The organism is Weissella confusa, assembly GCF_004766315.1.
Lineage (GTDB): Bacteria > Bacillota > Bacilli > Lactobacillales > Lactobacillaceae > Weissella > Weissella confusa_A.
Genome location: NZ_PVSN01000067.1, coordinates 26,298 through 38,972, shown reverse-complemented (window position 1 = coordinate 38,972; position 12,675 = coordinate 26,298). Strand labels below are relative to the sequence as shown.

Annotated in this window: 10 protein-coding genes and 1 pseudogene; 8 read left to right on the top strand and 3 right to left on the bottom strand. The window is 45.0% G+C overall.

Going from position 1 to position 12,675, the window contains the following annotated elements; all coding sequences use genetic code 11:
- On the bottom strand, positions 1-228 hold a 228-nt coding region (locus tag C6P11_RS11110; RefSeq protein WP_210114236.1), incomplete at its 3' end, for a helix-turn-helix domain-containing protein.
- Positions 229-371: 143 nt separating this feature from the next.
- Here C6P11_RS11110 and C6P11_RS09080 point away from each other — a divergent pair.
- The 4 genes from C6P11_RS09080 (at position 372) to C6P11_RS09065 (ending at position 4,868) form a co-directional block, all read left to right on the top strand.
- On the top strand, positions 372-1,316 hold the full coding sequence (locus C6P11_RS09080) for a Dyp-type peroxidase (protein ID WP_135520499.1): 945 nt from the start codon (positions 372-374) through the stop codon (positions 1,314-1,316).
- A 483-nt stretch (positions 1,317-1,799) separates the two neighbouring features.
- A complete protein-coding gene (locus C6P11_RS09075) occupies positions 1,800-3,533 on the top strand; it encodes a septation ring formation regulator EzrA (protein WP_135520497.1) in 1,734 nt (577 codons plus the stop codon).
- A gap of 69 nt (positions 3,534-3,602) precedes the next feature.
- Entirely contained in the window at positions 3,603-4,052 is a 450-nt protein-coding gene (locus C6P11_RS09070; RefSeq protein ID WP_167849561.1) for a hypothetical protein, read from the top strand.
- 102 nt (positions 4,053-4,154) lie between these two features.
- Complete coding sequence (locus C6P11_RS09065) at positions 4,155-4,868, top strand: thiamine phosphate synthase (protein ID WP_135520493.1); 714 nt, start codon at positions 4,155-4,157, stop codon at positions 4,866-4,868.
- Positions 4,869-4,935: 67 nt separating this feature from the next.
- Here the strand turns inward: C6P11_RS09065 and C6P11_RS09060 are convergent, their stop codons facing one another.
- On the bottom strand, positions 4,936-6,237 hold the full coding sequence (locus tag C6P11_RS09060) for an NCS2 family permease (RefSeq protein ID WP_135520491.1): 1,302 nt from the start codon (positions 6,235-6,237) through the stop codon (positions 4,936-4,938).
- A gap of 232 nt (positions 6,238-6,469) precedes the next feature.
- On the opposite strand from C6P11_RS09060, the pseudogene C6P11_RS11430 reads away from it, so the two are divergent.
- The 4 genes and pseudogenes from C6P11_RS11430 to C6P11_RS09040 all read left to right on the top strand — a co-directional run bounded on the left by C6P11_RS11430 (position 6,470) and on the right by C6P11_RS09040 (position 11,861).
- A pseudogene (locus C6P11_RS11430) lies at positions 6,470-8,939 on the top strand (cation-translocating P-type ATPase).
- A gap of 230 nt (positions 8,940-9,169) precedes the next feature.
- On the top strand, positions 9,170-10,462 hold the full coding sequence (locus tag C6P11_RS09050; RefSeq protein WP_135520489.1) for an adenylosuccinate synthase: 1,293 nt from the start codon (positions 9,170-9,172) through the stop codon (positions 10,460-10,462).
- Positions 10,463-10,466: 4 nt separating this feature from the next.
- Positions 10,467-11,003 carry a phosphoribosyltransferase gene (locus C6P11_RS09045; RefSeq protein ID WP_071707985.1) on the top strand — a complete coding sequence of 179 codons (537 nt, stop codon included), beginning with the start codon at positions 10,467-10,469 and terminating at the stop codon, positions 11,001-11,003.
- Between the two features lie 213 nt (positions 11,004-11,216).
- Positions 11,217-11,861 (top strand): FusB/FusC family EF-G-binding protein, encoded by a 645-nt coding sequence (locus C6P11_RS09040; protein ID WP_245299858.1) that lies wholly within the window; start codon positions 11,217-11,219, stop codon positions 11,859-11,861.
- A 51-nt stretch (positions 11,862-11,912) separates the two neighbouring features.
- Here the strand turns inward: C6P11_RS09040 and C6P11_RS09035 are convergent, their stop codons facing one another.
- A complete protein-coding gene (locus tag C6P11_RS09035) occupies positions 11,913-12,506 on the bottom strand; it encodes a TetR/AcrR family transcriptional regulator (protein WP_135520485.1) in 594 nt (197 codons plus the stop codon).
- Positions 12,507-12,675: the final 169 nt, after the last annotated feature.

Below are 12,675 nucleotides of genomic sequence, written 5' to 3'. Positions count from 1 at the left end.
TGAAGCGTTATTTTTGATTGCCCAAGAAGCCAATGCAATTCTAAATTCCGTAGTAACTTTTGGCGGATTGAACAACACATCTGGCCCATGTGTTTCGTAGGCTGCAATGAGGAGGTCGAATGCCTTTGAGTCCAGACCATAACGTCTCGCTATCGACCTTTTGCTGTCTACTCCTAGAAAATATTCCTGGATAGCTTTAAATTTTGTTTGTTTTGAAACTCTAGTCATAAAGAAAACCCCGAAAGTTAAAGTAACTTTCGGGGTACACCACATTTTGCGGTGTTTTTTTGTATAGAAGTGTTAGAAACAGTAATCAACACGCGACCGGACTATAATGAATTCAAAACGATATGATTTCGGGGGATAGTATCATGCCAGTAACACCAACTAAGGCACAAGATGTATGGAAAGACGTAGGAAAGAATGTTTCTTTCGTCGTATTGAAATTAAAGCGCGAGAATTTGGCAGCAGACCAAGAAGCGATTGCTGAGTCTACTGATCGATCACAAGCGATTGAACGCTCAATGATGATTCGCGCCGCTGATGCAAATTTGAAGGTATCGATTGGTTTTAGTCGAACGGCATGGGATTATTTGTTTCCAAATGCCACGGTGCCAAAGCAATTAGAAACCTACACCACATTGACGGGACCAGAATATAGTATGCCAGCATCAGAGGGCGATATTTTCTTGCACGTCCGCGCAGGTGATGAAGCGGTTGTGTACGAAGTTGTCCGTCAGTTCATGGTCTTTCTTGATCCAATTGCCACGGTGCTTGATGAAACGAAGGGTTTCCGTTATTTTGAAGGACGCGCCATCATCGGCTTTATCGATGGTACTGAAGCGCCGGCTGAATTTGAAGCCGCCGACTATGCGTTGGTAGGGGAGGAGGACCCAGAGTATATTAATGGGTCATACGCCTTTGCTCAAAAGTGGCTCCATGACATGGACTTCTGGGGCAAGATGAAAACAGAAGAACAAGAAAAAGCGGTTGGTCGTCATAAGTTTGATGACTTGGAATTAGATGACGGAGAAAAGTTCCACAATGCGCACAACGTTGCCGCGAAAATCGAAGTTGATGGCGAAGAGCAGAAAATTGTCCGGATGAACGTGCCGTTTTCTGATCCAGCAACCGGCAAAACGGGGACGTACTTTATTGGTTATTCACGTTATTGGTCAGTTACAAAGGCGATGTTGCAACAAATGGTAGATATGTCAGACTTCTTGTTGACGTTCTCAACCATCCAATCAGGTCAATTATTCTTCATTCCATCGCGTAATACACTGGGCGAAATCGCAGATGGGGCGCTGTTTTAGACGTTAAATCAAAGCACTGACGATTGTCAGTGCTTTATTTTTTATCAACTCTTTTAAAGAATACTGACCTTTTGTTCCCCACCGAAATCAACATCTGTGGATAACTTGTTGATAAGTTTGTGGACGTACTGTGGAAACTCTGTGGAAAACTATCCTAATCGTTTTCATTGAATTCTCATTTTCTAACAAAACTATCCACAGGTTATCCACAAGCAAACGACATCTTCATTTTTATCCTGTGGATAATGTGGAAAACTTTCAGTGGTTAATGATGTCTTTTTTGTGGAAAATGTCATGAGATATATAATTGCCCGCAAATAATCTGTAAACGCGTTTAAAAAAGGTTAAAGAACGCCAAGTAAAACCTAAGTCAGGGCAAAAAAAGCGGTTGTAAAACCGCTGGCGTGATACTCTAATATGTAGATAATTCCCGAATAGTAAGGAGCTTGGTGACGATTAGGCGTCGCCAAAGGTAGGTAGAGTATGACACAGATTGGACATATCGTAATTGGCTTGATAGTTGTCGTAGCGGCCATTTACTTGATTATCTTTGTCTCTCAACGATTGACTGCACGCAAGGTAGCTAAGTTGCTTCAGAAGAAGGAACAGTTAGCTGAAATTCCAATGCGTGATCGCTTAGTGAAAGGATGTCAATTGAGTTTGACAGGTCAATCACTCAAGCAATTCCAATTGTTAGAGAACAAGTACGGCACACTTGAAACGCAAGGCTTTAATGAAATTGAAAACCAAGCCAACAGTGTTCTATTCGAATCACAAGGTTTGAACTTCGTGAAGACGGCACAAGAATTGAAGCAATTGCAACAATTGATTCGTGATGCTGAAATGACGATTGATGTTGTTAATCAAGGTTTGTCTGATTTGGAAAAGTTAGACGAAGCACACAAGGCAGCTGTTAAGGAACTTGAAGTTAAGTATCAAGACCTACGTAAGACGTTGCTGTCACAAAACTTCAGCTTCGGTCCAGCGATTGATAAGTTGGAAGAAATTTTGGGATCATTGGAAGATGATTTCGCTGAGTTTGCCCGTTTGACGGAAGCTGGGGACCACGCAACGGCCGCTGGTATTTACGAGACGTTGGGGATGGAAACGAACCAACTTGAACAACGCATTGAACAAATTCCAGGTCTATTTAAGTCTTTGGATGATACGTTGCCAGGACAATTAGCAGAATTGCATGAAGCGTATGACAAGATGGATGCTGAAGGATTCAAGTTCGAAACGGATATTCCAGAAGAGCTTGAAGAACTTGAAACGCAACGCACAAACGCATTGGACTTGTTGGCTGACTTAACGTTGAAGCAAGTTGCTGAGACGATTGCGCAAATGGAAGCCCGTACAGAAGTGTTGTACGAAACGTTTGAAAAGGAAGCCAGTTCAGCCCAAGAAGTTTGGGAGAACAATGAGCAATTGACGGCTTACGTTGTTCACAACAAGCGTCAAAACCACGAGTTGTACATTGAGTTGGATCGCTTGAATCAAGATTTCGTCTTTACAAAGGATGAAGTTGGTCAAGTACGTAGTTGGGAAATCCAGCTATCGAATGTTTCAGTTAGTTTGGAAGATTTGAAGGCATCGATTTCACAACACGAAGTTGTCTTCTCAAACTTGCTTGAAACGCAACATGGTTTGCGCGAAGAGCTTGAGCGTATCGAAAAGGAACAAGTTTCAATGTGGGAAGGCTTGAAGGAGCTACCACAATTGGTGCAACAATCACGTAACCGCGTGACGTTGTTGTCCGACAAGTTGCGTCAAATTCAACGCGCTGTTGAGCGTCAAGGTTTGCCTGGCTTGCCAGACACGTACATGAGCTTCTTCTACGCTGTGAATGATGAATTGGGTCGTTTGAAGCAACAACTTGGCTTGTCACGTATTAATGTTGATGATGTTTTGCGTCAACTAAGTATCGTGACGGCTGACTTGGATACGTTGCAAGAAAACACGGATGCGCTGATTGAGGCTGCGTCGGTAACGGAGCGTTTGGTGCGTAAGGCGTTGTCATATCGCGATAACGCAGATGTGGTTCAAGCCACACAACAAGCTCGTTACTACTATGAAACTGACTTTGACTACACGCGTGCGATGAACACGTTGGGCGCGGCCATTGATCAACAAGAACAAGGTGCAACGGCTCGCCTTGTTAATGCATACCGCCAAGAGCAAGCAACTTTGCAAGCGGAATTTGCAGAACAACAATAGTCCAATCTAAACGGTCATCTGATGTGTTATCGGATGGCCGTTTTTTGAAAAAAGAGGTGTGAGATGATAATGATTTTGAATTGGGTGTTGCCGATTGTGTATGTGGGGTATACAGTTTGGCGCCAATGGCAACCGCGTCTAATTGAAACAACCTATAAGTTAGATGGATTGGTTTTAGCGATTGGCTTAATAATTGCCGGGACGGCTATCCAAACCGACTGGGTGAATCCGAATGCTGCCGGCTGGTTAATTGTGGGTTTGATAGCAGTGGTATCAATTGGCGTGCTGTCGATTGCACGAACGCTGTCTGAAGAAATGTGGGTGACTGAAGAGGGTGAGGTCGCACACCACGCAACGGTTGGTACAGTAGTGTTTTGGATAGCGTCAATCTTGTTAAACGTCGAGAGTGATCAGCTAGTTACTCACAGCGGTGCGTTTTCAGTGTTGTACCTCGCACTGGCAGCAATTTTACAAACAAAGTTAGCCGAGTGGCGCGCAAGGACTAAACAAGTGAAGTGATTAAGGACGGATCGTTGCAAAACGGTCCTTTTTCTTTGTCGCGTTTCTGCAAAAACTTTATACTTACAAAAGTAAAGAAAAACGGATTTTCGGAGGTGTATCATGACATTTAAGGCAGAACAATTAGCAAGTACATTGGTGATTGGATCACAATATGTGGACGATGTTGCTGGCTTCGTTGCACAAGCAGTTAAGGCTGGCGTTTCAATGGTAATTTTGAACGAAGCGCAATTGACTGGGGTGGAAAAGCAAAACTTGGCTGAGTACATTCGTGATGTAACGCGTGCTGCAGATGTTGCCTTCATGATCGCTGACGACGTTGCTCTTGCAGCTGCAGTTGAGGCTGATGGTGTTTACGTGAGTGACCGTCACCAAGTAAATGACTTGACGGCTCAAGCGCAAGCGGCTGGTTTGTACACGGGTGTTTCAATTAACAACCGTACTGAGTTGTTGGAAGAAGAACCAGCTGGTTTGGCTTTCTACAGCGTTAGCCCAGTTTACCCAAGCCGTCACGTGACGGAAGAAGCACCAATTGAGCACTTGGCTGGTTTGACAACGGTTGTTCAAAACAGTGATTTGCCAGTCGTTGCGATGGGTGGCATCACGGTTGCTCGCTTGAAGGACATTGTCCGCATGGGTGTTTACGGTGCTGCGGCTATCGACGCATTCGTTGACGCAGATGATTTGGTTGCAGCGGTTGCTGCATTTAACGATACATTTGCGGGGATGACAGTGGACCAAGCGTTGGGTAACACACGCTATGGTTTGGCAATCCCAGGCAAGCACACCAACTCCGTTCAAGGTGAACTACACTAATAACTGATATACTAAAACGCCCCCAGATGAGAACTGAACTCATCTGGGGGCGTTGTTTTTATAAAGGTTAGTGAGCAACGATGAATAGGAACAACATGAAGATGAATGCTAGGGCATACATCAATGGGTGAACCTTACCAGCGCGCTTTGTTGCGATCATCATGATTGGGTACAAGATGAATCCCAATGCAATACCGTCAGAAATTGAGTACGTCAATGGCATACCAATGACAATCAAGAATGAAGGGGCTGCGATTGCGAAATCATCCCAATCGATGTTACGCAAGTTTTCGGCCATCAACACACCAACAACAACCAAAGCTGGGGCTGTTACTTGTGAGGTTACCACCGTCAAAAGTGGTGAGAACATCAAAGCGAAGATGAACAAGATACCTGTTGTGATTGATGTCAAACCTGAACGACCACCAACAGCCATACCTGATGAAGACTCAACGTAGGCTGAAGTAGGTGACGTTCCAAGAATGGCACCTGCCGTCATACCAACGGCGTCGGCCATCAAAGCACGACCAGCGCGTGGCATCTTGCCGTCCTTCATGAAACCAGCTTGGGTTGCCAAACCGATCATCGTACCAGCAGTGTCAAAGAATGTCACAATCAAGAACGTCAAAACAACCGTCCACAATTGGAATGTGTTGATGTCCGTGATGTGTGAGATTGATTCACCGAACGTTGGCGCCAATGAAGGTGCAGCTGAAACAATGTGCGTTGGCAAGTCAATCAAACCTGAGATGATTCCCACGATTGCCGTTAGCACCATACCGATAAAGATAGCGGCAATCGTGGGAATCAAGATGAACGTCACAATAATTCCGAAGATTGCAAGCAATGATGTACCTGACGTCAAGTGACCAAGTGAGACCATTGTTGATTCGTTGGCAACAATCAAACCAGCGTTAGCCAATCCGATGAAAGCGATGAACAAACCAATACCAGCTGCAATAGCAACCTTCAAGTCTTGTGGAATCATGTTGATGATGGTTTCACGAATCTTGAAGAATGTTAGCAACAAGAAGATGATGGCAGCAATCAAAACACCAGCCATCGCAGTTTGCCAAGGCACCTTCATACCGATTACAACAGAGTAAGCGAAGAAGGCGTTCACACCAAGTCCAGGTGCGATAGCGATTGGGTAACGGGCAACTAATCCCATGAAGATTGTTGCGATAGCAGCGGCAACACCAGTAGCAGTGAAGACAGCGCCCTTGTCCATACCAGCGGCTCCCAAAACCGTTGGGTTAACGAACAAAATGTAGGCCATTGAGACAAAAGTCGTCAATCCGGCAATTAGCTCAGTTCGGAAGTTCGTTCCGAGTTCGCCAAAACGGAAATATTTTGCAACAGAGTTCATCTGTATCTCCTCAAATAGATAGAATAAAATAAGTTCTTTCGTAACAATTTCATAGTTTAGGCGATGAAACGTTCGTTGTCAACGGAGTTCACGAACAAATGACGAAAGGTAAGTGAAATCTTGCGTAAAATACGAACGTTTTCAAAATTTGAGCACATTATTAGGCCTAGGTAACGGAAATTGTTAAAATGTAACTGAGAAGAGATATGCCGACAAAGAGGAGGGCCGACATATGATATACCAGGAGATGTTAACACAAGTCATTGAAAAGATGCGTGTTCAACCCGATGCGGGGTTAACCGACGCTCAAGTTCAAGAGGCGCGTCAAAAATATGGGGATAACCGTTTTGTAGAGCCGCCAAAGGAGGGGCTATTCAAGAAGGTTATTCGGAGTTTGAGTGATATTACAACAATCATTTTGATTATTGCAGCGGTCATTTCATTGGTGACAACTGTTATTCAAGGGCACGGCGATTACTTTGAGAGTTTCTTGATCATTGCCATTGTTGTCATTAATTCTGTTCTGTCGATTGTACAAGAGGGACGTGCTGAAAAGGCTTTGGATTCATTGAAGGGCTTAGAGCGCGAAGAAGCCAAGGTTCGTCTTAATGGTGAAACGTTATTTGTACCAATGACGGATGTTGTTGTTGGGGATATTTTGGTCCTTGAAAACGGGGTGAAGATTCCAGCCGATGCGCGTTTGCTTAAGACATCTGATTTACGTGTCGAAGAATCTGCGTTGACTGGTGAAAGCCAACCAATTGAAAAGGACGAAGATTTTATTACCGGTGAGAGCGTGTCATTGGGTGATCGCTTAAACATGGTTTACCGTGGGACAACCATTGTTAATGGGCGAGCCGAAGCGGTTGTTGTGGCAACGGGTATGGAAACCGAAATGGGTAAGATTGCCGGTTTGCTTGGCGCTGAAGAGCGTGAAATGACACCAATGCAAAAGCGTTTGGCCCAATTGGGTCGTCAATTGACGGTTGTAGCCATTGTCGCAGCATTGATTGTCTTGGTGTTGGGTATCATGCAAGGTGACCCAATCATGGAGTTGTTCATGACAGCCGTATCATTGGCCGTTGCGGTGGTTCCTGAGACACTGATGGTTATCGTTACGATTACGTTGGCGCTGGGTGTGCAACGAATGGCTGCCCGCCATGCGATTGTGCGTTGTTTGCCAGCGGTTGAAACGTTGGGATCAGCGAGCGTGATTGCATCAGATAAGACAGGAACATTGACGCAAAACAAGATGACGGCGCGTCAGGTTTGGGATGCGACAAAAGATGAGGTTGTGCCAGTTGACCAAGTTGATACCGTGCCGGATGCGCTTCGCTTTGGTGCATTATCAACTAACGTGACGGTGCAAGATGGTCAACTAAGTGGTTTGCCAACAGAAATTGCACTGGTAGCGGGTATTGGTGGTGTGGATGATTATCGTGCTTTGCAAGCTGAGTATCCGAAGGTTTATGAAATTCCATTCAACTCAACTCGCAAGCGCATGACCACGGTGCACAGGGTAGCGGACGGTTACTTGGCGATTACCAAGGGTGCCTTCGATGTCTTGTTGCCAAAGTTACCAGCGGATGTTCAAAGTCGTGCAACGGAAATCAACCAACAGTTTGGTGATCAAGCATTGCGTGTGATTACGGTTGCGATGACTAAGTTGGCAACGATTTCGGCAGAACCAACAGCTGAAGAATTCTGGCGACCACGTGGCGACAGCAAGTGCGATTGCCCGCGAAATTGGTATTTTGTTGCCGACTGATAAGGCGCTGACGGGTGCTGAATTGCACGCCATGTCAGATGAACAGTTGGATGCAACGGTTCAAGACTATGCCGTCTATGCCCGTGTTACGCCTGAAGACAAGATTCGCATTGTTAAGGCCTGGCAGAAGCGCGGTGATGTGGTGTCGATGACTGGTGATGGTGTGAATGATGCGCCAGCCTTGAACGCTGCTAATGCCGGGATTGCCATGGGACAAACCGGAACTGATGTTGCCCGTGAGGCGGCTGACATTGTTTTGACTGACGATAACTTCGCAACAATCGTGCATGCAGTCGAGGAAGGCCGTGGCATTTACGGCAACATTCGAAAGACGATTAACTTCCTAATGAGTGCCAACATGTCAGAAATTATCGTGATTGTCATGGCGATGATCTTCGGCTGGGGTAGTCCGTTTATGGCCGCCCAGTTGTTGTTCATTAACTTGGTATCTGATGGTCTGCCAGGATTTGCTTTGGCTAAGGAGCCAGCACACGGTGATGTGATGAATGAGAAGCCGATTAACCCGAAGGCCAGCGTATTTGCGCACGGATTGGGTATTCGCATTGCGTTTAATGCCATCTTATTCGCTGTGATTACGCTGTTGGCCCAAGGTTACGGTGTTTGGACGGGCAATGTTGAAGCCGGACACACAATGGCATTCGTTGTATTGTCGATGACGTCAATCTTGCACGTCTTTAATATCCGTAGTGAAAAGTCGATGTTCCGCATTAAGTTTTCAACAAATCGTAGTTTGGTGATGATGGCCATCTTGGCTGCGGTCTTGAGTTTGTTGGTTGTGACAGTACCAGTAACACAAGAGATTTTCCACTTCCACGCCTTGACGACTGGACAATGGATTATCACCGCAATCTTGTCAGTGATTCCGAATATTGCATGGGGAATCATTAAGATTGTCAACCGCAATAACCACTAATGTATAAGCGATATACTTCGGTGTATCGCTTTTTATTATGCACAAAATGTAATGAACGTTATGAAAACACGAATAATTAACAGCGTGAATTAAAAGTAGTCGTCAAAAATCGAACTTTAACGCGAATCGGTGTTGAAACTTAAAATGTTTGTTGATAAAATAGATTTTGTGATAAAATGTTTTGAAATGTTCGTGTTTTGCGGATGTTCCAGTAAATTAAGGGGGCCATCATGGCAGGAATCGTAGTTGTTGGTAGTCAATGGGGAGATGAAGGAAAGGGAAAGATTACAAACTTCATCGCACAGAACTCGGATATGGTAGTGCGTTACCAAGGTGGTAACAATGCCGGCCACACGATTTATGTAGACGGACAGAAGTTTGAGTTGTCAGCTATTCCTTCAGGAATTTTCAACCCTAACCGTTTGGCAGTGATTGGTAATGGGTCAGTGGTTAACCCGAAGGCATTGTTGGAAGAGTTGCATGGTATTCAAGAAAAGGGTGTAACGACTGACAATTTGCGTATCTCAGATCGTGCGCACGTTATTTTCCCTTACCACATTTTGATTGACCAACTGGCTGATGCACGTAAGGGTGATGGCAAGATTGGGACGACTGGACGTGGTATCGGACCTACTTATATGGATAAGGCCGCACGTACTGGTATTCGTGTTGTGGACTTGTTAGACGAAGCTGTTTTGCGTGAGCGTTTGACGACGGTTTTGGCTGAAAAGAACGAGTTGTTGGAAAAGATTTATAACCATGAGCCACTTGATTTGGACGAATTGGTTGCCGAGTTTACCGATTACGGTCAACAATTGAAGCCATACATCACGGATACGACGGTGATTGTTAACGAATACCTCGATAGCAACAAGCGTGTCTTGCTTGAAGGTGCGCAAGGTGCCATGTTGGACATCGACCACGGCACGTACCCATATGTGACATCATCTTCACCAGTTGGTGGTGGGGCAACGATTGGAGCCGGTATTGGCCCAACAAAGATTGATCGTGTTGTGGGTGTTGCTAAGGCCTATACGTCACGAGTTGGGGATGGACCTTTCCCAACGGAATTGTTCGATGAAGTTGGTGATCGCATTCGCGAAATCGGTCACGAATACGGGGTTGTGACGAAGCGCCCACGTCGTATCGGTTGGTTGGATACGGTGGTTTTGCGTCACGCTGCCCGCATTGGTGGCTTCACGCACTTGTCATTGAACTCACTTGATGTGTTGTCAGGTTTGAAGACGTTGAAGATTGCGGTGGCCTACGAGTTGGACGGTCAACGTATTGAGCATTACCCAGCAAGTTTGGGGGATGTTCGTCGCGTAACGCCAATTTATGAAGAGTTGCCAGGTTGGGATGATGACATTACTGGGGTAAAGTCACGTGAAGAATTGCCAGCCAACGCAGAAGCATACTTGAAGCGTGTTGAAGAATTGATTGGTGTGCCTTTGTACACGTTCGCGGTCGGTCCTTCAAATGAACAAACGATTATTCTATTTGATATCTGGAACGAGGGGTAAAACCATGGAAACAATGACGTTGCAACGGACTGTTTTGGGAACTGAAGAAATCGCTGCGATGGTTGAACGCGTCGCAGCTGAAATCAACGATGCAACGGCACATGTTGACCGACCTGTTTTTGTGGGAGTCATGAAGGGTGCCTACATCTGGATGGCTGATTTGCTACGTGCGGTGGGCCGTGACGTTGAAACGGATTATATTGATGTGTCGAGTTACGTGGGGGATTCGTCAACCGGTCACATTACGATTCAACGTGATTTGAAGGTTGACCTAGCTGGCCGTACCGTCGTTATCCTAGATGAAGTGATTGATACGGGATTGACGTTGCGTTATCTAAAGGCTGACTTTGAGAAGCGAGGGGCTGATCAAGTGTTGGTTGCGGTAGCGGTGGACAAGCGTGATGATGTGTCCGCCGGGGGCATTACACCTGACTTTGTGGGAGCAAAAGTACCAAATGAATTCTTGGTTGGTTATGGCATGGACTATAACAACCACCACCGTAACTTGCCATATGTTGCGGTGCTTGAATTGAAGAAGTAAGACATAAAGCGACCTGACTGCATAACTAGTCAGGTCGCTTTATTGCTTACTTTTGCACATTTCTATATAATGATTGAACTATCAAAAACGAATGGAGTTGATGAAGATGCCAGTATTTGGATCGTTATCTGTACGCCACATGAAGGTTAAGTCAAATTAATTTTCATCGCCGGCGTAGTCTGTGCAATGTGTATCTTGAAATGGAGCGTAAACATGGACAAACAACTACAACCGCACAAATTCGTTGCAATCAAAGAACAAGTCATCATCTTGAACAAGGCGTTTAATTCAGTTAACGATAAGAACGTTAAGTCTGTCGTTCAGGCCGATGTTATTGAAACAGTTAAGAACATTTTGCCAGACACAGATATCGCAAATGAGTTCTTAGCGCAATTGCCTGAAATTGCACTGTCAAAGCAACGTGCTGAACATGCGTTTAAGCAACTTGAAGAATTGGTGACGCCGTTCCCTGAGTTGAGCGCAAATCAACTTGGCAAGTTGTTCAAGAAGGTTAAGAAGCTACCTGAACCTAAGTGGGAAAACATGAATCGTCATGAAATGACCTACTTAGGTTGGAATGACAATGGTAGCCAAAAGAAGTACATCGTCGCACCACGCGATGGTAAGTTGGTGGGCATCTATGGTGATTTCGATCCAAAGCCGTTGAACGGATTGTGTGCCATCTGTCACCAACTAGGAACGGTTTCAATGTTCCTATCAAAGGTGAAGTCACGAGGTGCTGAAGGTAATTATACGAAGCGCGGTAATCTGATTTGCCGTGATAGCTCACTTTGCAATGCGCAATTGAGCAGCCTTGACTACCTTGCAAGCTTTGTTGAAACAACGCTTGTTAAGTAAAGATAACACAGTAAAACGCCCTGACCGGTTCAAATTCGGTCAGGGCGTTTTTTAGCGTTGTTGATTCATAATGGCTGGCAAAATCACTTCATCTACCAATTCAGCGACAAAATCATCGGTAATGGGTTCATCGCTCATTAAGAAGTGATAACGAAGAAGTTCGAATGGCAATAATTTCACCATGTCAGTGGTGGTGTTATTTATTTCACCATTGAGCTGCGCCTTAGATAAAATGCGCTCCATGATGAACAAGTTGGATTGCTTAATTTGGTTCAAGAAAGTGAGTACGTCAGTGTTGTCGTCTTTGCTGACTTCACCCAAAATAGCACGGTTGTAGGTGCGACCCATAATATCTGCTGAATGCTTGTATCGGGTCAACATTTCTAACAAATCACCGCGTAGTGAACCGGTGCTGAAATCGGCATCGACTAACTTACCTTGTACTTGATGGGCTTCGTCTTGAATTGCCTCGGTCATTAAAGCGAATGGCGAGGGCCAACGACGGTACAGTACCGTTCGGGAAGTACCAGATTCACGAGCGATGCGAGCAAAGTTAACGGCTTGATAACCTTCTTGGGCCATGATGTCACGGGTGACACTAAAAATAGCGTTCGTGAGATCGTCCCCAGTTTTTCGTGTAGCCATAGCGTTACAACCAACCTTTCAATTAGTATCTATACTCCTATTGTACCCGAGTTTTCGAAAACAAGATACACAATGTATCTAAAATGCTTGCGTTTATAAAATGATGTGTCTATAATAGCTTTTGTTCAAAAGATACACAGTGTACCTTAAAAAGAAATGAAGTGTAAAA

Coding starts and splice junctions, on each gene's coding strand:
- C6P11_RS09080 (WP_135520499.1), top strand. CDS start 372: ATGCCAGTAACACCAACTAAGGCACAAGATGTATGGAAAGACGTAGGA.
- C6P11_RS09035 (WP_135520485.1), bottom strand. CDS start 12,506: ATGGCTACACGAAAAACTGGGGACGATCTCACGAACGCTATTTTTAGT.
- C6P11_RS09040 (WP_245299858.1), top strand. CDS start 11,217: ATGGACAAACAACTACAACCGCACAAATTCGTTGCAATCAAAGAACAA.
- C6P11_RS09065 (WP_135520493.1), top strand. CDS start 4,155: ATGACATTTAAGGCAGAACAATTAGCAAGTACATTGGTGATTGGATCA.
- C6P11_RS09045 (WP_071707985.1), top strand. CDS start 10,467: ATGGAAACAATGACGTTGCAACGGACTGTTTTGGGAACTGAAGAAATC.
- C6P11_RS09075 (WP_135520497.1), top strand. CDS start 1,800: ATGACACAGATTGGACATATCGTAATTGGCTTGATAGTTGTCGTAGCG.
- C6P11_RS09060 (WP_135520491.1), bottom strand. CDS start 6,237: ATGAACTCTGTTGCAAAATATTTCCGTTTTGGCGAACTCGGAACGAAC.
- C6P11_RS09050 (WP_135520489.1), top strand. CDS start 9,170: ATGGCAGGAATCGTAGTTGTTGGTAGTCAATGGGGAGATGAAGGAAAG.
- C6P11_RS09070 (WP_167849561.1), top strand. CDS start 3,603: ATGATTTTGAATTGGGTGTTGCCGATTGTGTATGTGGGGTATACAGTT.